Here is an 18,765-nt window from a genome sequence, read left to right on the forward strand (position 1 = left end):
ACGCTGAAAATTACCGCGTTATGGCATGACCAAAAGTTAAAATAGTTCAAAAACCATCATGGTTAAATCAAGGAAACAGATTCGATTATTTTCCAAAAATCTTATTTAATTCCGAATAAGGAACAGCATCATTTACAAAACCATAACTTCCCTGTGAAAGTTCAACAGCGGCCCGCTGAAAAGCGCCCAAAGCAGCCCTTGCCAATGCCGAACCAAGACTTACCCTTTTTACACCCAGGTCGGCAAGTTCATTGAAGCTAATATCAAAACCTGCTGCGCCAAGTACAATATTTACTGATTTGGGGGCTACGGCCTTCACTACTTCGCTTATCTGTTCCCTCGTTTTGAGGCCTGGCGCAAAAAGCACATCAGGACCTGCATCGGCAAAAGCAACAAGGCGTTTTATGGTGTCCTTCAGGTCTATTTTCCCGTGGATCATATTTTCGGCCCTGGCGGTTAGCGTAAAATGAAAAGGCAAACTCCGCGCTGCTTCAACAGCTGCTTTTACCCGCGCAACCGAAAGCTCAAAATTGTAAATGGGATCACGGTCGTTACCTGTGGCATCCTCTATCGAGCCGCCAACCAGTCCCACTCCCGCTGCGGCTAAGATAGTTTCGGCACAAATCTCCGGCGTATCGCCAAAACCATTCTCCAAATCGGCAGCTACCGGTAAATGTGTGGCATTGATAATAGCCAATGCATTATCAAGCGTTTCCTCCCGACCGATCATCGCATGCCCGTCCGGTCGGCCGAGCGCATAGGCCAATCCGGCGCTTGTAGTAGTAAAAGCTTCAAAACCTAACCCTGTTAAAATCTTAGCCGAACCGGCATCCCAGGGATTAGGGATAACAAACAGGCCATCACGTTCATGCAGGGCTTTAAAAACTTCGGCTTTTTGATATTGGGAATTGTTTATTGCTGATGACATTTGAAAGCAGATTAGTGTTTATCGAAATTAAGCAAAAGTTAACCTGCAATCATGAGTCTTAAGCCACAAATTTGCTTTTTGACTTAAGACTTACGACTTCTAACTTCCGACTTAATATCCCTATTATTGCAACAGCAATAGTTATGAAACAAAAAATAGATATTGAAAATTGGACCAGGAAAGAGCATTACAACTTTTTTAAACAGTTTGAGGAGCCCTATTATGGCGTAAACGTAAACGTTGATGTAACAGCCGCCTATAAGTTTGTGAAGGATAACGGGATCTCATTTTTCCTTTATACCATGTATCAGTCTTTAGCTGCCTCGCAAATTATTGAGCCTTTCAAATATCGTATGGAGGGCAATGATGTTTTTATTTACGACCAGATTGATGCCAGCTCAACAGTTCCGCGGGCTAATGGCACGTTTGGCTTTGGTGAATGGCCCTTTCATCCCTTGTTCGAAGATTTTGCCCGCGACGCCAACAAGGAAATTGAACGGGTACAAAGTAACAACCTGCTTGAACGCAAGGCTTTAAACAATGTAATCCGTTTTTCTTCGCTACCCTGGATCAATTTCACCTCACTGTCACATGCACGCATGTTTTCATTTATGGATAGCTGCCCTAAGGTTTCGTTTGGTAAAATGACAGAACATCATGGTAAGCGCACCATGCCGGTATCCGTGCATGTAAATCACGCGTTGATTGATGGCATCCACGTGGGCCAGTATATAGATTGTTACCAGGAGCTGCTGAACAAAGGATTTTAGGCTACCGTAAAACGCGCAGAAGTTGCGTACCTCAGGCACGCTAAAACCCTTTAATAATTATTCTACAACCCTTTAGCACCTCTGGTGCTATCTTTAAACGCTATAGTCTGTACATATCCTTTTAACTTTATCTTCAATAAAAAATGTCATTTCGACGAACCAAGGGAGGGATTCGAACGCCGGGGTGAGGAGAAATCTTCTACGCCCTGCCTTTCAAAGTATAGTTGCAGAGCCTAATGCAAAAGATTTCTCTTTCGCTCCAACGCTCAGCCCGCCCCTGCTCTATCGAAATGACATTTTCTTTTTTAATTGTGTATACACCAGCAGCTTTAAACGTCTGATTTGCAGTACGAAAAATTTAATCTTTCTTAAACACGTTTTCCTTCACCATAAACAATGGCAGCGAGCCGTGGTCGAGCACACGTGAATGGAAATCCCTTATATCAAACTTAGCGCCTTGCTTTTGCTGCAGCTCCTGTTTCCAGTGCAGTATTTGTAATGCCCCGTACTTGTAGGTTACTACCTGTGCGGGCCAACGGCGCATACGGGCTATCTCCCGCATAGCAATGTCATCCTGCCCGCAGATATTCTTTTTCCAAAAGGCCAGCGCCTGTTCATCTGTCCAGCCGTAATAATTGAGGGCGACATCCAGCGGTACGCGAACAGAGCGTACAATATCCCATTCCCATTTGCCCAATTCATCATATGGCGTTTTGTATACGCCAAGTTGTTTGCCCAACTCTTCTGTATATGCCGCCCAACCCTCAGCAAAGCCCATATAATAAAAAAGCTGCTGCACTGCCGACGTTTTGGTTTGTGCCTCCATACCCGCCTGGTAATGGTGACCGGGAACTCCCTCGTGCATAAAAAGCCAGTCGACCTGCCGCTTATTGTATGGCTTATCAAAAAGATTATAGTAAAACGCATTATTATCGTAATAGCCGGGCGTTTGTGCCAGTTGCCTGTTTTCGCCTTTTACAATTTTTAGCGGGGCTATGCTGGTATTACTAAAAAGTTTGGGTATGTTGGCATAAATGACCGCTTTGGTATTTTCGAAGGCTTGCTGAACTAACTTCGGGTCGCTGATAAAAAAGGACGGATCATTGAGGTGCTTATAAAAATCATCTTCGTTTAACCCGGTTTGCTGGCGGATAGCTTCGATATGCTTTTGAACGCGGGCCAGTTCGCTAAGGCCAAACTGGTAGATCTCATCAGGAGTGGCGCGGGTGCTGGTCCAACGTTTTAGCAGGTAGGCATACCAGGCTTTGCCGTTGGGGATAGTGATAATGCCGCTTGTGGGGATTACAGCAGGTTTATTTTTTAACCAATCCTGCTCAAGTTTAATCCGCTCTAAATTAAGGGCGGTTTCGTAGCTGATCAGCTGATAATCTACTTTTTCCGGTTCGCTGAGCTGACCTGCTTTGAAGGCTGATAAATCAGTCTTAACTTTTTCAAAAAAAGCTAACTGTTTTTGCACATCAGCGGCGGTGCCGATATGTTCTAATCCGCTTGTGTAGCTTAGTTCCAGTTGGGGCAAATGCAATTTAGTGTAGCCGGCTACAAAATCATTGCAAAAAGCATCAAACGTTTGCTGACCAAAAGCAAAAGAAGAAGTTAAAATAAAAAACAAGAAAACAAGAGGTTGCCTCATAACAACGGAGTGGTTAACAAACCTAAATATTTGCTTTGATTAATTTATGCAAAAACAAATCTCCTGTTAACTATTATCAGCAATCCAAAAGCATTTTGCTTAAGTTGACTGGATGTAGCTGTGCAATTGCTCAATGGTTTCCCGTTGCGAATGGATAGTTTCGTACACCACATCACTCATTGAAATAATACCGCATAGCTGATCGGCCACATCAAACACCGGTAAATACCTGATATTATTTTCGCTCATGATCAGCATGCATTCATCAACTGATGATTCGGGGGTAATCCTCGGGAAATTGGTACTTATGATCTCGCCGACGGTGGTTTCGTCGGAGTGTTTACCCATTAAAATGATTTTACGGGAGTAATCCCTCTCCGTCATCAGGCCCATATACCTGCCATTTTCGGTTACCACTACCGAGCCGATGTTTTTTTCGGCCATCAGTTTCAACACGTTAAACACGGTGGTATCAGCAGGTACTGCAGTAACATTGTTCCCCTTACGGGCCAGGATATGCTTTACACTTTTCATAAATACTCAGGTTAATTTGGTAAATTCAAGATACGAATAAGTAACAGAAAAACAATGGATTATTTTTTTTAAATTATAATCTCAACGTCTGATTATCAGTCATCAATAAATGATGCTTACCCACCCGCTCAATTTTTGCCCGGCATTTTTCGCAGCGATAACATAGTAATAAGTACCGGCCGGTAGTTTTTTACCTAAATAAGATCCATCCCAGGGGGTAATAGTTCCTTTTACATTGAATATTTGTTTGCCATATCTGTTATAAATGCTAACGGTAGCAGTGGGATCATCTTCTAACCCGGTAATATTCCAGGTATCATTTTTCCCATCTCCGTTGGGGGTTATCGTATTAGCAATATGAATGTCCGGGCACTTGACAGAAACGTTTATCTCCTGCGTTGTTTTGCAGCCATTTGCATCTTCAACCCTTAATGATACATTACCGGTTTTATTAACTGTATATACGTTGCTGCCAGCTATACCATTCCATTCATATTTCACATATCCGGCAGGTGCGGTTATAGTTGCTGTTTCCTGCTTAAATGTGCATATCGTAACATCACTTAAATTCAATACAGGATTGCGAAAAAACTGAAGGTCGATGCTATCATCTCCTTCACAACCCGATGGAGAAACAACAGCCACACGATAGTTACCGGCTGTATTTACCGTTATTTTATCAGAAGTTTGGCCGGTTGCCCATTTCACTTGTCCCGCGGTATAACTAACTTGTAAATCAACACCCTGACCTTCACATAAGGTAGCATCCGTGCTTTTAACAATATGCACAACAGGTGGTAGATTAAAAGTAATACTGGCTCCTGATGTCTTTATTTCACATGATGCAAGGCGTGTGCTTTTTACCATCGCAATATAATTACCAGGAATATCTGTTATTACTTTACGCTGGTTTTGCCATTCAACCTTCGCAACGTCGTTAAGCAACCAAGTAATTGCATAATCCGCAGTCGGCGATATCCCAGCATCCAGGGTAGCCTGATCGCCAGTACAATAAGCCATTTTATCAGTTGTAACAGATGGGGCAGGTACATTTATAATGTCGACCTGTATTTCTTTTGATGGTACAAAGCTACCGACACAGGCACTCACTTCAACTTTATATTTCCCACTTTGAGTTACCGGTATTTCACTACCTGTTTGTCCTGTTAAAACACCATCTTTATACCAGCGGTATTGATAAGTGGTACTACCTGTAACTCTAAGTACATTACCGGTACTACTGCAAAGAGGTAAATTATCAGGGTAGTTAAAAGTAAATACCGGCCCCAAAACAAACGCAAGCGAATATGCTATAGCCGATTTTGAACACGCACCTGTTTTGTCAGCCACCGTTACCGTGTAATTACCTGATAGATTACTTGTAATGCTTACTTTATTCTTTTGGGTTATAAGTTCAACACCGTCACGAAACCAGCTGATATCATACGTTGCATCCAAAGGGATATTAACCGAAAGAATAGCATCGCTCCCCTCACAATAAACATTTTTATCATGCATAATCTGAACATCAGGCAGATTTATAAAATCAACTTTTATTTCTTTGGACGGAACCCAGTTACCGGTACAAGAGCTAACTTCAACTTTATACTTACCATTTTGAGTTACATTCATTTCGGTGGCTGTATTCCCATTTAAAATACCATTGGTATACCACCTATACTGGTATGCAGGATCACCGGTTACCTTCAAAACAGTCGAAGCACTATTACAAAGAGGCAACTCATCCGGATAATTAAAAGTAAATGCAGGAGCCGTGATAAATGAAAGCTGGTATGGTGCAGACGATTTAATACAAGTACCGGAAACACTTTTTATTGTAACGGTATATGTCCCGGGCAGGTTAGTTGAGATGGTAGTTTTATTTCTGTCGGCAACGCGCTCAACACCATCTTTAAACCAACTGATCACATATGACGGATCCGTTGCAATACCGGCCGAAAGTTGCGCCAGGCTGCCCTCGCAATAGAAGCTTTGATCGGGGGTTACAGATACATCAGGCAGGTCCTCAAGGATAATACTTATTTCCTTTGACGGCACCCAGGTACCATCACATGAACTCACTTCAACTTTGTATTTTCCTGTTTGATATGCTGTAAATGCAGGCGTGATATTTCCGTTTAAAACACCGTTAGTGTACCATCGGTATTGATAGGCTGGATTATCATCAACTTTTAGATTAACAGGATTGCTGTTACAAGACTCAATTACATCGGGATAATTAAAACTGTATACCGGCTTTGACGAAGCCACTACCTTTAAATGGTTGGTTGACAGATGTACATTCTCGCATGAATTGTATAAAACAGCATAATAATCACCATCCTCGCTAACTTCAAGCTCTGTACCTGTTTTACCTACAAGCTCAACACCATTCTTGTACCATTGGATATTGTTATTGGCCAAATAATTATATAATAATAACTTTATTGAAGAGCCCGTACAAATGCTTGTTTGTGTAATATTCCAGGCATTGGGAAGATCAAATAAAAGTCCATTTACCTGTTCATCGCCACGCAAATAAGTGGCATAATCCGGTTTTAGTATATAAACCCCATCTACAGTTCCAAGAAATACGTCACTTTCGCAACTATGCTGAATATCGTCTGTAGTTATAGCATTGGTATTAACGCTGATATCGTTAATCTTTATATTACCCAATGGATCAAAATGAAACAACGAAAACTGCTTCGCAAAATTCTGACTTGGAGCATTACCATGTACAGAAGTACTATAATACAGGCCTTTGTCCGTTCCAATTAGCAGGTTCTGTTTTATAACTTGGCCATCGCCATTGTATAGTGACCCGAAAGAAAGAAATCCATAAATATCACTTATCTTATTAACAGGTATATTATCAAGATAGTGAAAAAAACTTTCGCCAAGATCAGGTTGCTGATAAAGTCCTTTTTCATTGCCCCAATATTCGTTAAAGTTGTAGCCGAGGCCTAATACATCAAATTGTGTGTAAAAAGCCGTATTTATGGTACTACCTGTTTGCTGATACTTATATAGTTCCCGATAAAATCCACCTTGAGACAGGTCAATTTCAACAGGATATCTTGAAGGGTCTTCAAGGACAAATGGATTAGATGTCATTATCACCCCTTTGAGATTTGACTCAAATATGTGAACGTCAATAGCTTTCTGAAAACGTTCATAATCCAACACACCTGTCGCTCGTCTAAACCGGCCCAGTCCGTTGTTTGTGCCTATAATGAAATCTCCATCGGTTGTAAACCCATGGTAGTTAACGGCTATTGATATTACCGGGTCAGTTAAGCCATCCGCAACTCCAATTAATTTATAAGCCCCTGTATTGTACAATATAACGTTAGTTGTATTGGTTGCGATAGCTACTACATTTGACGAATAGCCTGCTATATCAATAAACTTGTAATTGCGATATGCTGAAAAGCTCGCTGTATAATCGTCAATCGAATACGTTGAGCCATTAATCCGGTACACCTCATTGTTCTGTGTAAGCGCCCAAAAATAATTATCAACTGCGTCTTTCTTTATTTTTATGACGTTTTTTCCGCTCAATAAATGATTTACGAGATGAAATCCAATATCAGGATCATATCCAAAGCACCTGGATGAACCCAAAAACATTAACAAAAAAAACAACCAATATTTAAAACGTGACATTCGGAACTTAAGAAAATGAAAAAGCAATAATCAAATGAGATAATCCACCCGAACGCAACTTAATTTATAAGATATGACATAATTCAATACCGAAGATTATTAGCGATAAAGTATAGCAGCTCCTAAAATAGCTTTTTTATGAATAAAAACTTGTCTCCGTTATACAATTAACAATCAATCATACTAAGAATCTAAACAAAAAAGCCCCCCGGTAATTAAACCGAAGGGCTACCAACCTATATAAAAACAAACCTATTGTTTTCTCTTTCCCCAAATGGCGGTGCCATGGTTATCCAACCCGGTAAATATCAGGGTTGATGTTATTTTGTTTTCCCAGTCGCGCTCACGTTCAACTTTTAGCTTGTAACTATCGCCGTTGCTGTATTTAAGCTCAAGCCATGGAGCGGTAAATGTCCATTTATCAGCAGCGTTACCATCAATAGTACCGGAAGCATCCAGTTTAAAGGTTGTTGAAACCTGGAAATCCGGATTGGTTTGCTCGGTACCATAACCCGGTACAACATGATAATTCAGCGTGATTTTTTCATAGGTCCCTGCCACATCGGTCGCAGCTATAGTTGTTTGAGCAACATTGGCATAGCGCTCAGGCGATACTATTGGCCAGCCGTCGGTTGTCCATGATATTTTACGAACGTGCAGGTCCATAAAGTACGAGTTAATACCCGGCCTGCCCTGGTGCGCCATGTAATATTGCCCGCTACCGTTGTCAAACACTGCACAATGCCCTGTGCCCTGCCAGCCGCTTTGGTTGCTGAACTGGTATGGCGCAAGGATCATGGGGCCATGATCTTCATTGGTATTGATGTCATGCCCGTTATAATCATAAAACGGACCGGTCGGGCTATCGCCCCTCCCTACCCTAACATTATACTTGGTTTGCAGCCAGTCATAACTGATAAACAGGAAATACTTTTTCAGATCGGGGTTGTAGATCACTTCCGCACCTTCAATGTTACCATTGTATTTGCCGCCGGTAAAACCGCGGTTAGCTATGCGCTTGCCCTTATCGCCCGAGCTGGCCGCCAGGCCGGTTGAAGGGTCAAGTTTAAGGATATAGATCCCGTCCCAGGCCGAGCCATAATACATATATTGTTCGCCGGTTGTTGTAGTTATTACCGTTGGGTCGATAGCGTTGGTTTGGATACTGGCATCATTGGCTGATGTTACAACGAGGCCTTTCTCCGTCCAGGGGCCGTCAGGCGATGAAGCCGTTGCCATACCGATAACACTCAGGCGTGCTACAGGCGATGAAAGCGAATAATACAATCTGTACTCCGAACCCACCTTCATTACGTAAGGTGCCCATAAGGCGTTATAAGGCGTGCCGCCTTTACCCGTAATATAGGCCGATCCCTGTGCCGGCAATGACGAAAATACCCAGCCTACATACTCCCACTGCACCAAATCCTTCGACCTGCGGATTTGCAGGCCCGGCCTTACATCAGTACCAAAAGCTACATCAGTACTATAGCAATAATAATAATCACCAAACTTTTTAATGGATGGGTCATGCACGTTATACACTGTCCACTTCGGATAATAGGTAAATGCCGCAATATCCGCATAAGTATCACTGATACTGTTGATATCAAACGTCGTAGTTACCGGTGGAGTTGTGGTAGTATCCGTTTTAGCTGGTGCAGGTGTCTCCTTTTTTGAGCAGGAAAACAGCACTGTTGTCAATGCGGTTATTAAATATAGATTTTTCGCTGTATTCATCGTCGTGTTCGTCTCGTTCTTATCTAAAAACTCATGTCATTTCGAGTGATAGCGAGAAATCTTATACTACATACTTTGTGGACTTGCTTATCCGCTTTGTGTATCGTACAAGATTTCTCTCTCGCCCCCTCGCTCGTCCCCCCTTGCTCTATCGAAATGACAAGGGTTGTTAACTAAGGTTGGATGGGGCTAATACCCTGTATTTTGTACCAAACCAACATTGGTTTGCACTTCGCTAAGCGGTATCGGCAAATACTCTTTACCTGCGGTATAGGTATTAAATTCCGGGTCGCGGGATTTTAGCCAGGCCAGTTTAGCTGCATCCTGTAACCAGCCCCAGCGACGGATATCATCAAAACGGTGACCTTCCAACGAAAACTCCAGGAAACGTTCGTGACCTATCTGATCGCGCATCTCAGCCTGGCTCATGCCCGGTTTTACCGTAGCTAAGTTTGGCAAACCAACACGGCTGCGTACCCGCTGGATGTATTGATAAGCATCGTTTGTCTGGCCCAATTCGTTCAAACACTCAGCGTACATCAGCAGTACATCAGCATAACGCATCAATCTTTCGTTGATACCTGATCTCCAGTCATACTCATCGGCCTGGCCGCTGTCGCCGTTTTCATACTTATGGCAAAACAGGGCATTTAATGAGGAGCTGCCGGCGTAGCGGGCGGAAAAATCCTGGTTATATAATTTTTCGCCGGGTTTGTTGTAATACATAGTTACATCCAAACGTGGGTCGACACCGCCGCTGGTTGTTTTTTCCTGCAGATATTCATTGTATAATGCAGGCGTTGGCTGCACATCTGTAAAACCAAAACTCGCTGCGCCAAAGGTGATGGCACGGGCAGATGTACGGCCCCATCCTGATGACGGATCGCCTCCCCAACCCAGATCAGTACCTCCGGCATCCCTTGAAAACTGAACCTCAAAAATCGATTCGGAGTTATTTTCATTATTGGCAAAAAAGTTATCGTAGTAATTAGGCACAAGGCTATAAGTACCCATATCAATAACTGATTTGAACTCGGCAGCAGCTTCCGCATATTTTTTTGTGAACAGGTAGGTTTTCCCCAGAAACGCCGCTGCTGCTCCCTTGGTAGCCCTGCCAATCTGTCCATCGGGCGATAAGCCGCTGTAAGTTGTTGGCAGCATGCCTTCGGCAGCTTTAAAATCGCTGATCACCTGCGCCCAAACTACATCCTGAGGTTGTTGTTTTTGGAAATAATCGGCACTTGAGCCGGCAGGAACCAACGGCATAGGCACGTTTTTATAAAAATCGGCCAGGTGAAAATAGTACAGGCCTCGCAGAAAATAAGCCTGGCCTAATACACGTTTCTTCAGTTCGGCATCCATATTAATGGCGGGTACATATTTCAGCACTTCGTTTGCGCGTAAAATACCCTGGTAGTAGGCTGTCCATGAAAACAGCACACCGGCACCGGTGCTTTGCATATTAAACTTACCCATGTTATAGATCTGGTCCCAGGGGCTATAGCTTGTCGCATCATCGCCCCTTGTGTTTTCCACTATCGGCGAAAAGCGCATGTATGAACCATCAATGATTAAACTGCCGTATACCGCATTGATTCCCTTTACGGCATCACTGGCATTTTGCCAAAACGTTTGGGTGGTTTGTGCGTTAGGGTTTACTGTGGTTAAATCACTCTTTTTGCATCCCATGGCAAATGCAGCTACCAACAATAGCGTTAATAATGCCTTTGTATATATCGTTTTCATTATAAATAATGTTAAATCGTTAATCAGTTTTTATAATCCTAATTGTAAGCCTACCAGTAAAGTGCGCGGATTAGGGAACGAACCATAATCAAAACCGCGGTTAATGGTACCATCGTTAATAAAATCCGGGTCGAAGCCCTTGTATTTAGTGATGGTGTACAGATTTTGTCCAGACAGGTAAACCCGCAAGCTCCTGATCACATGTGTACGGTTCAGCAAACTTGTTGGGAGCGTATAACCCAATTGCGCGGTTTGCAGGCGGGCGTAAGAGCCGCTCTGAATAAACCTGTCCGAATTGCGGTTATTGGCGTTAGGATCACCTATGATAGGGCGGGGCACGTTGGTGTTGGTATTAGTTGGTGTCCAGTAATTTAATTCATCAGTGCTGGCATTGGTATATTGGCCTGTCATTAAAGACTGGTACACCCCATTGGCTATTTTACTGCCATAGTTACCTTGTATAAATACTGATGCATCAAAGCTTTTATAATTAGCGCTGAAGTTAAAGCCATAGTAAAGTTTTGGTATAGCGGAGCCTAAGTAAACACGGTCGTTATCATTGATGATGCCGTTATGATCAGTATCAACAAACTTAACATCGCCCGGGGCTGCCCCTGTTTGGGTGGCATGAGCCGCTACATCTGCTGCATCTTTGAAAATACCTTCGGTTTTAAATGCATACAGCTCGCCTACCTCACCGCCAACAGCTGTTTTGCTGTATGCACCGTAAATTGGGTTACCGCCATTACCTAAGGATAATACTTTATTTTTAACCGTTGAAGCGTTTGCGCTGATGGTGTAATTGAACGGACCGTTATCCCTGCTGCGATAAGTGACCGTAAACTCAATACCTTTATTGGTAAAAGAAGCAGCATTAACCAGTGGAGTGTTAATAGCGCCTACGGAAACCGGGATTGGCACAGGTAAAAGAATGCCTATAATTTTGTTAACATAATACTCCGACGAAAAGCTTAACCGATCCTGAAACAGGCTCAAATCCAAACCAACGTTGGTGGTACGTTTTTGCTCCCACTTGTTAGTTTGGTCAAATACCTGTGTTTGGGTTGCGCCAGGCGCCAATGTATTACCAAATACATAACTGGCATTGGCATTTACAACGGCTTGGTATGGGTAAAATGCAAGCGCATTTACGTTACCCAGTGTACCGTATCCCGCCTTTAATTTTAATTGGGTAATAGCTTCGGGCAAGTGCAGGAATTTTTCTTTATTGATATTCCAGCCAACAGATACGCCGGCAAAATTACCAAAGCGGTTATACGCTGGCAACTGCGATGTACCATCACGCCTGTAATTGGCGGTTAGCAGGTAACGATCATCATAGTTGTAGTTTACGCGGCCAAATATTGGCGAGTAAAATTTACGCTCGTTGCTGTTGCCAAATACTGTTTTATCGGTAGTGTTACTCACATTATCAAACGCAAACAGGTATGGCTGCGGCAGATTATAGGCTATACCGGTAAGGTTATCATTCTTATCTTTTTGATAAGCCGTACCTGCCAGTAATTCTACATTATGCTTTTTGATATTGAATTTGTAGCTCAGCGTATTTTCAACAAGGGCGGTATAGTAATTACCACGGGCATCGCTGTAGTAAGCCGTTGTGTTGGGATAAAACCAGCCCAGGTCATAAATAGGGTCGAAATAAGTGTTCTTGAAATCGTTACGGTCATAGCTTGCGTTAAGACGATATTTCAGGTTTTTGATAAACTCAATCTCCATCCATGCCGATGCCAGCATACGATTGCGTTGCCCCGTGCTGTTTAACAAATTATTTACACCAATAATATTCAAAGAGATGGCCCTTTGGGTATTTTGATCAACACCGCCATAACCACCAACACGGTTAGGATCGTAAATAGGCATGGTAGGGATAGCTGTAACAAGATCAACTATCTGGTTACCTGTACCATGTAAATGTGGATATGCCAGATTGTTATAATCGCCTTCGGTATAGGCAAACTTAGTACCGAAAGACACGATGCCTTTTTTACCCTGGATATTACCACTCAGGTTATAGCGCGTATATGAAGGGCCAGACACGGTTGTGCCGGTTTGGTTAAAATAATCAAAGGCGACGTTATAGCTCATGTTTTCGTTACCGCCGGATAAGCCAAGGTCATGGCTTTGGGTGTAGCCTGTTCTGAAGCCCGATTTTTGCCAGTCGGTATTTACGTTGCTGATAAATTTGCTTGATGACGGATCATTGCCCGGAGCCAATGATAAGCCAGCATTGGTTTCGGCAGCATTGGCAATTTTTTGGTACCCTACCCTGTCAGTAACAGACAGTGTTTTTGGATTTTTCTGGAAGCCTGCATAACCATTGTAGTTGATCTTCATGGCGCCGTTGCGGCCTTTTTTAGTAGTGATGATAACCACACCATTGGCACCGCGGAAACCATAAATGGCACCTGCCGACGCATCTTTAATTACCTGCATGCTTTCGATATCAGTTGTAGGGAAATCGAAAGGTTCCATAGTTGGTACACCATCAATGATATATAGCGGGTTGTTGTTGATCAGCGAGCTCACACCACGAATCCGGATAGAAACGCCTTCGCCCGGTACACCTGAACCATTTACCTGTACGCCCGCAACCTGCCCCTGCAAGGCCCTTGCAACATCGGGAGTTACACGTTTATTGGCGTCCTTTACGTTCACCACAGCAACCGAACCTGTAAGATTTTCCTTTTTCTGTGTGCCGTATCCAACCACAATTACCTCGTTTAAAGAATTGGATGCTGCTTTCAACTGTATATTGATGAGCGAATTGCCACTTATTGTCACCTCCTGTGAAGTGTAGCCAACAAATGAAAATACAAGCACCACACCTTCCGTGTTAACATCGGGTATTTTTATATTATAACGGCCCTGCACGTCGGTTTGTGCACTTACGTTCGTCCCTTTTACTTTTACAGTAACGCCAGGCAAAGGCAGGCCTTCATCATCGGTTACCTTACCACTCACAGTACCGGGGGCCATTGCCTTGCCCTTTTCTGTAAGTATAACCAGGTTATTATCACCCAGCGTATAACTCAGGTTGGTATTGCTAAGTACAATTTTCATCACCTCTTCAAGCGATGCATCTTTTGTATTTAAACTGGCGGGCATATCGTTTTTCAACAACATATCGTCGTTATACAAAAAGCGATAGTCAGACTTTTTTTCGATTTCCTTTAACGCCTTTTTCAGGGGCATGTTTTGAAAATTAACGTTGATGCGGGTCTGACCATATCCCTTTGAAAACGCCTGCAACGAGGAGGCGAGTACCAGGATACAGATAAATTTAAACATAAGAAGTACTTTCAAAAATTGGTTCAGCCGCAATGGGTTAATGCGGTGTGCATTTTTTTTCATAATTTAGCATTAAGGTTATTTTAACTATTTGGTTTATAGAAGGACTGGTAGTTAACTTGTACCACATTATAATGGGGGGATGCGGGAACATCTTCCCATTTTTTATGGTTTCAGATTTGATACTTATTTACGCATAGGCTCTTTCATAAAGGTTTATTAATTAATAAATTACAATTTGGTTAGTGTCAATTTTATAACGAAACGCCGCCGTTTTCTGCAGGCTCAATAAAGCCTTATTAATCGATTCTTTTTGAAATTTCCCCGTAAAGCGCAGCTTTTTTACATCTTCATTTTCAAAAACGATGTTCACATTATATCTGCGCTCCATTTTTTGGGCGATGTTTTCAAAATCTTCAGCGTCAAAGGCCAGTTTATTTTCAAGCCATAAGGCTTCTGACGGCAAGGTATCCTTTTTGGCCTGGTGAATGCGGCTCAGTGCTATAAGCGGAGTTTCTTCGGCTATCTTATATGTTGGGGTATTACTTTTAAGTTGCAGTTCCTGGTTGTTGATCACCGTAATTTTTTCTGATGGGTTAAGGATGATCTTTTTTTCGGGATTTTTTAAAACGGTAAGTTCAATTTTACCGCGAATGAGTGCGGCTTCGGATGTTTTATCATTATTATATGAACGCACATTGAATTTAGTACCTAACACCCTGATACTGATAGTTGTGGTAGTAACTACAAAAGGGTGCTGCGGATCTTTAACAACATCAAAAAAAGCCTCACCCACCAGGGATACTTTTCTTTCCTCGGTGCCAAAATCATTATTATAAGTAAGCTTGCTGCCCATATTAAGCCAAACACGACTGCCATCGGGCAATTGAATTTTGCTGATGCCGTTTTTAGGAGCAGTTATTTCATTGGGTTTCCCGGTAGTGATAGTTTCTTTGCGGGTAAACCAAAATATGCCCAGCATCAAACATGCGGCAGCTAATAACGATCCCAGTTTAATGATCCCGTTTTTTTTTCTTTTGCTTTGGATTGAGATAATTTGAGCGGCTTGTTCAGCCTCTTTTTCTTCAATGACATCAAGTTCGGTTTCAAAAGCATCCCATTTGCTTAACAGCTTTTCATCCTGGCTTGCTTGCTGATCATTTTTCCAGATCGCTTCCAGTCCATCCATTGGGTACATACCGGCGGCTTCCTGTTGCTGCAACAGTTGTTCAAGTTCAAGTAACTCTTCGGGCGAAGCTTCACCATTTAACTTTTTACCAATAAGTATCCAGATGTTGTTGATCATTATTTACAGCTCTATATATAAAGACTGTAAATAATCAGGATACCCCAGTGGGCAGATCAAATATTTTTTGAAATTTTTTCGGGACTGGCAGGCATCGCCGCTTTTTCGGTGTCTTTTAACCCTTGCGCAAGGGTTTTCAACGCGTTGCCCATATGGTATTCAACCGTTTTTATAGAGATATCGAGCAGGTCGGCTACTTCGCGATATTTCAAGCCGTCCTCTTTTATCAGCTTAAAAACCAGGCGGCATTGTTCGGAAAGTTTGTTTAAAGTAGTATTGATGAGTTTGGTAAGATCTTCATAAACCAGCTTGTCTTCACCTGTAGCGCCCGAATCGGCAACGTCTACGTTTATATCATCAATATTTACGCTTTTAAGCTGATTTTTGGATAGGCAGGTAAGCGACTTATTTTTAACCGATGTATAGCAGTAATAAGTAAGGTTATTGATCTCCGCAATAGAAGCCCGGCGCCCCCAAAGGTTCATGAAAACATCGTTGGTGATTTCTTCGGCCAGTTCATCCTGCTTTACCAGTGATTTTGCCAGGTTAAATAATTTACCATAATAAGCCAGGTACAGCCTTTTAAAGGAAGCCCTGCTGCTGTTTAAAGCAATATCATTAAGTAAGTACCTAATCTCGGTGTCCAGCATCTCCTTATCGGTTGTATTTACTTTGATCAAAAACCGTGAAACAGTTCTTGTATAGTTAAATTAATATAATTGGCTATTGGTCTTCATTAAAGCAAAGTCATTGCCCTAATTAAAATCTAAGATATGACATTTTATTTTAATTGTTCAAAAAACAATTAAAATATTTTTTTGCCTTTACAAAATACGGTATGCTAAATTGTTTTATCCAACTAAAACATACAACAGCTAAAAAACGCCTTCAAATAGCATAAAATCCAACTGCCTGACTTTTACCTGTACTTAATATTAATTTTAATTGTCAAATAAACAATAATAAACCAACGCATTTTTTGATTTAAATTAATGTTTCCCATCCCAATTAACCGCTTCAGGGGAATAAAATCAAAAAACAGGTACAATAAATATTTTCATATATTTAGTTCCGAATTTATTTACACTAATGCCCTACAAACCTGGACTTCACATTTTATCTGAATTTACATCTGCTAAACATAGCCAACTGTTATCCAGTGCAGATTGTCATCAATTATTCGATGAGCTTATTACCCGCTTCCAGCTAAATAAGGTTGGTGAAGTTTATCATGATTTTGAGGGTGGCGGCTTTACTGCGGTTGTTTGCCTTACAGAGTCGCACATGTCTATCCATACCTGGCCCGAATATGGCACAGCTACATTTGATGTGTTCCTTTCTAATTACCAGCGCGAAAATGATGACAAGGCACGTGCTTTATACAGCAGCGTACTTGCCTTTTTTGAAGGCGTTGAACTACAGAAAAACGAAATAAAGAGATAGCATGGCCACATTAAACCCTAAAGCATTTCCTTTTTCGGATTCGATTACCTGCCCTAATTGCCACAAGCCCATCACACTATATGATCATATTGCTTGTGAGGCAGCGGCTTGCCCTTCATGCTACTCCTACCTGTTATTTGGCACTGATGGTAAACCTTACGTTAAAGACCGCCTTGTTTCAATTCAAAACAAACCTGTTTTGCCCATAGGTACCGAAGGTCTGCTCCGCGATGTGGAGTATAAAGTGATAGCCTATATCGAAAAGAAGGAAGCAGCCTACAACCAATACCAATGGCGCGAATACATGCTTTACAATTACGCCAAAGGCTACGCTTTTTTGGCCGAATTTGATGGGCACTGGTCGCTAATTGCAGGCATAAGCTTTTTTCCTGATCTTGAAAAATCAAAAAAGAGCCTCGAAAATACAGCCTTATACCAGGGGCTTGAGTTTAACCTTTTTAACTCTTACCGCCCCGTAATTCACTCGCTCATCGGAGAATTTGACTGGGATATCCGCGACGAAAGGATCAAAGCGCATGAATACATCAGGCCACCATTTTTACTAACATGGGAGCAAAATCAGCGTACCCAACAAGAGGACTGGTATCTTGGCGAATACATTGAAGAGCAAGAGATCGCAGCTGCTTTTAAAATTTCATTGGGTAACTTTCCTTCAAAAGTTGGTATTGGGGCAAACCAGGCGTCCAAACACAGGGCACGCTGGAATGGCGCCTTGATGATAAGCGGCATTGCCATTATCGCTTTTTTATCGATACAACTTTGGGTTGGATACCTGCGGCCCGAAACAGTTTTACTTGAACATAGCTATTCGCTTGATTTACCGCCCCGGCCTGCAGATACTGCAAAAAGAAAAAGTGTTATGGTTACTGGGGATCATAAAACAACCGATAGTACAGCTACCGCTATAGGTAACATATTACAGGACAGCGCCAAAGCCATTGACTCATTTGCCCGGGACACTGCCGGTGCAAATGTAAAGCCTGACAGCGCAGGCAACTTTGAATTTAAATCATTCAAAACGCCAACATTTAAAATAGAAGATGGCCCGGTGCCTTTGGAAATAGAACTATCATCGCAAGTTGATAACAACTGGCTTTCCACAACTATTGAACTGGTAAGCGAAAAAGACAATCAAACCTGGAGCCTTACCAAAGACATTGAATACTATCACGGTGTTGAGGACGGCGAAAGCTGGTCGGAAGGCGGCTTACAGGAAACTGTTTTGCTTTCAGAAATACCCCCGGGCAAATACCATATCAACATGTATCCTTATTCGGGTTCAAGTTTGGTTAATTCGCTTGATGTAAAGGTTACCGAAAGTGTGACTTTGTGGAGAAATATTCTGATCACATTTTTAATACTGTGCCTTTATCCGCTGTATTGCTGGTACCGCGCACGCAGATTTGAAGTTAACCGCTGGATGAACAGCGATTTTTCACCTTATCAAAAAGACGACGACGAATGAAACTCATCAAATCAAACATAGCATATATAGTTATAGCATCACTGATAGTAGTGTATTTTACTTTCGATGCATTTAATGGCATAGCCTTTTGGCAAGGTAATGATGTAGAACGTAATGCAGGGTATCATGGTACGGTAGCGCACTCGGGTTATGGGGTTAGGTTTTATCACAAATAACAGA

13 protein-coding genes are annotated in these 18,765 nt (G+C 42.2%); 4 read left to right on the top strand and 9 right to left on the bottom strand.

Translation table 11 applies throughout. The features are described 5' to 3' along the window. Positions 1-85: 85 nt before the first annotated feature. Positions 86-928 carry an isocitrate lyase/PEP mutase family protein gene (locus J3L18_RS14140; RefSeq protein ID WP_129571882.1) on the bottom strand — a complete coding sequence of 281 codons (843 nt, stop codon included), beginning with the start codon at positions 926-928 and terminating at the stop codon, positions 86-88. A 143-nt stretch (positions 929-1,071) separates the two neighbouring features. Here J3L18_RS14140 and J3L18_RS14145 point away from each other — a divergent pair, with 143 nt between their 5' ends. After that, positions 1,072-1,698: a CatA-like O-acetyltransferase gene (locus J3L18_RS14145; RefSeq protein WP_091171060.1), complete on the top strand. Its 627-nt coding sequence runs from the start codon at positions 1,072-1,074 to the stop codon at positions 1,696-1,698. Positions 1,699-2,056: 358 nt separating this feature from the next. Here the strand turns inward: J3L18_RS14145 and J3L18_RS14150 are convergent, their stop codons facing one another. From J3L18_RS14150 to J3L18_RS14185, 8 genes are all read right to left on the bottom strand, one after another. Then, positions 2,057-3,349 carry a DUF885 domain-containing protein gene (locus tag J3L18_RS14150; RefSeq protein ID WP_129571883.1) on the bottom strand — a complete coding sequence of 431 codons (1,293 nt, stop codon included), beginning with the start codon at positions 3,347-3,349 and terminating at the stop codon, positions 2,057-2,059. 99 nt (positions 3,350-3,448) lie between these two features. Continuing rightward, positions 3,449-3,883 carry a CBS domain-containing protein gene (locus tag J3L18_RS14155; protein ID WP_129571884.1) on the bottom strand — a complete coding sequence of 145 codons (435 nt, stop codon included), beginning with the start codon at positions 3,881-3,883 and terminating at the stop codon, positions 3,449-3,451. A gap of 102 nt (positions 3,884-3,985) precedes the next feature. Continuing rightward, complete coding sequence (locus J3L18_RS14160) at positions 3,986-7,447, bottom strand: T9SS type B sorting domain-containing protein (protein WP_189549498.1); 3,462 nt, start codon at positions 7,445-7,447, stop codon at positions 3,986-3,988. A gap of 357 nt (positions 7,448-7,804) precedes the next feature. Next, a complete protein-coding gene (locus tag J3L18_RS14165) occupies positions 7,805-9,292 on the bottom strand; it encodes an arabinan endo-1,5-alpha-L-arabinosidase (protein WP_129571886.1) in 1,488 nt (495 codons plus the stop codon). A 189-nt stretch (positions 9,293-9,481) separates the two neighbouring features. Then, positions 9,482-11,038, bottom strand: coding sequence for a RagB/SusD family nutrient uptake outer membrane protein (locus J3L18_RS14170; protein WP_129571887.1), 1,557 nt, complete (start codon positions 11,036-11,038; stop codon positions 9,482-9,484). 30 nt (positions 11,039-11,068) lie between these two features. Then, a complete protein-coding gene (locus J3L18_RS14175) occupies positions 11,069-14,413 on the bottom strand; it encodes a TonB-dependent receptor (RefSeq protein ID WP_129571888.1) in 3,345 nt (1,114 codons plus the stop codon). A gap of 160 nt (positions 14,414-14,573) precedes the next feature. Then, positions 14,574-15,656: a FecR family protein gene (locus tag J3L18_RS14180; protein ID WP_091171038.1), complete on the bottom strand. Its 1,083-nt coding sequence runs from the start codon at positions 15,654-15,656 to the stop codon at positions 14,574-14,576. Positions 15,657-15,712: 56 nt separating this feature from the next. Next, the gene (locus J3L18_RS14185) at positions 15,713-16,336 is read right to left on the bottom strand and encodes an RNA polymerase sigma-70 factor (RefSeq protein WP_091171034.1); all 624 of its coding nucleotides are present in this window, start codon (positions 16,334-16,336) and stop codon (positions 15,713-15,715) included. A 409-nt stretch (positions 16,337-16,745) separates the two neighbouring features. Here J3L18_RS14185 and J3L18_RS14190 point away from each other — a divergent pair, with 409 nt between their 5' ends. Genes J3L18_RS14190 through J3L18_RS14200 form a run of 3 tightly spaced genes read left to right on the top strand, consistent with a single transcriptional unit; the run spans position 16,746 to position 18,761 of the window. After that, a complete protein-coding gene (locus J3L18_RS14190) occupies positions 16,746-17,099 on the top strand; it encodes an S-adenosylmethionine decarboxylase family protein (RefSeq protein WP_129571889.1) in 354 nt (117 codons plus the stop codon). A 1-nt stretch (position 17,100) separates the two neighbouring features. Beyond that, complete coding sequence (locus tag J3L18_RS14195; protein WP_129571890.1) at positions 17,101-18,585, top strand: DUF4178 domain-containing protein; 1,485 nt, start codon at positions 17,101-17,103, stop codon at positions 18,583-18,585. Beyond that, complete coding sequence (locus J3L18_RS14200) at positions 18,582-18,761, top strand: hypothetical protein (protein ID WP_129571891.1); 180 nt, start codon at positions 18,582-18,584, stop codon at positions 18,759-18,761. Before J3L18_RS14195 ends, J3L18_RS14200 begins: the two co-directional genes overlap by 4 nt. The last annotated feature ends 4 nt before the right edge of the window (positions 18,762-18,765 follow it).

This window comes from Mucilaginibacter gossypii (genome assembly GCF_017569325.2).
Taxonomy (GTDB): domain Bacteria; phylum Bacteroidota; class Bacteroidia; order Sphingobacteriales; family Sphingobacteriaceae; genus Mucilaginibacter; species Mucilaginibacter gossypii.

What these genes read in the sequence shown, in the direction of transcription:
- J3L18_RS14175 (WP_129571888.1), bottom strand. Translation starts at nt 14,413, where the DNA reads ATGAAAAAAAATGCACACCGCATTAACCCATTGCGGCTGAACCAATTT.
- J3L18_RS14195 (WP_129571890.1), top strand. Translation starts at nt 17,101, where the DNA reads ATGGCCACATTAAACCCTAAAGCATTTCCTTTTTCGGATTCGATTACC.
- J3L18_RS14200 (WP_129571891.1), top strand. Translation starts at nt 18,582, where the DNA reads ATGAAACTCATCAAATCAAACATAGCATATATAGTTATAGCATCACTG.
- J3L18_RS14145 (WP_091171060.1), top strand. Translation starts at nt 1,072, where the DNA reads ATGAAACAAAAAATAGATATTGAAAATTGGACCAGGAAAGAGCATTAC.
- J3L18_RS14140 (WP_129571882.1), bottom strand. Translation starts at nt 928, where the DNA reads ATGTCATCAGCAATAAACAATTCCCAATATCAAAAAGCCGAAGTTTTT.
- J3L18_RS14190 (WP_129571889.1), top strand. Translation starts at nt 16,746, where the DNA reads ATGCCCTACAAACCTGGACTTCACATTTTATCTGAATTTACATCTGCT.
- J3L18_RS14170 (WP_129571887.1), bottom strand. Translation starts at nt 11,038, where the DNA reads ATGAAAACGATATATACAAAGGCATTATTAACGCTATTGTTGGTAGCT.
- J3L18_RS14180 (WP_091171038.1), bottom strand. Translation starts at nt 15,656, where the DNA reads ATGATCAACAACATCTGGATACTTATTGGTAAAAAGTTAAATGGTGAA.
- J3L18_RS14155 (WP_129571884.1), bottom strand. Translation starts at nt 3,883, where the DNA reads ATGAAAAGTGTAAAGCATATCCTGGCCCGTAAGGGGAACAATGTTACT.
- J3L18_RS14150 (WP_129571883.1), bottom strand. Translation starts at nt 3,349, where the DNA reads ATGAGGCAACCTCTTGTTTTCTTGTTTTTTATTTTAACTTCTTCTTTT.
- J3L18_RS14165 (WP_129571886.1), bottom strand. Translation starts at nt 9,292, where the DNA reads ATGAATACAGCGAAAAATCTATATTTAATAACCGCATTGACAACAGTG.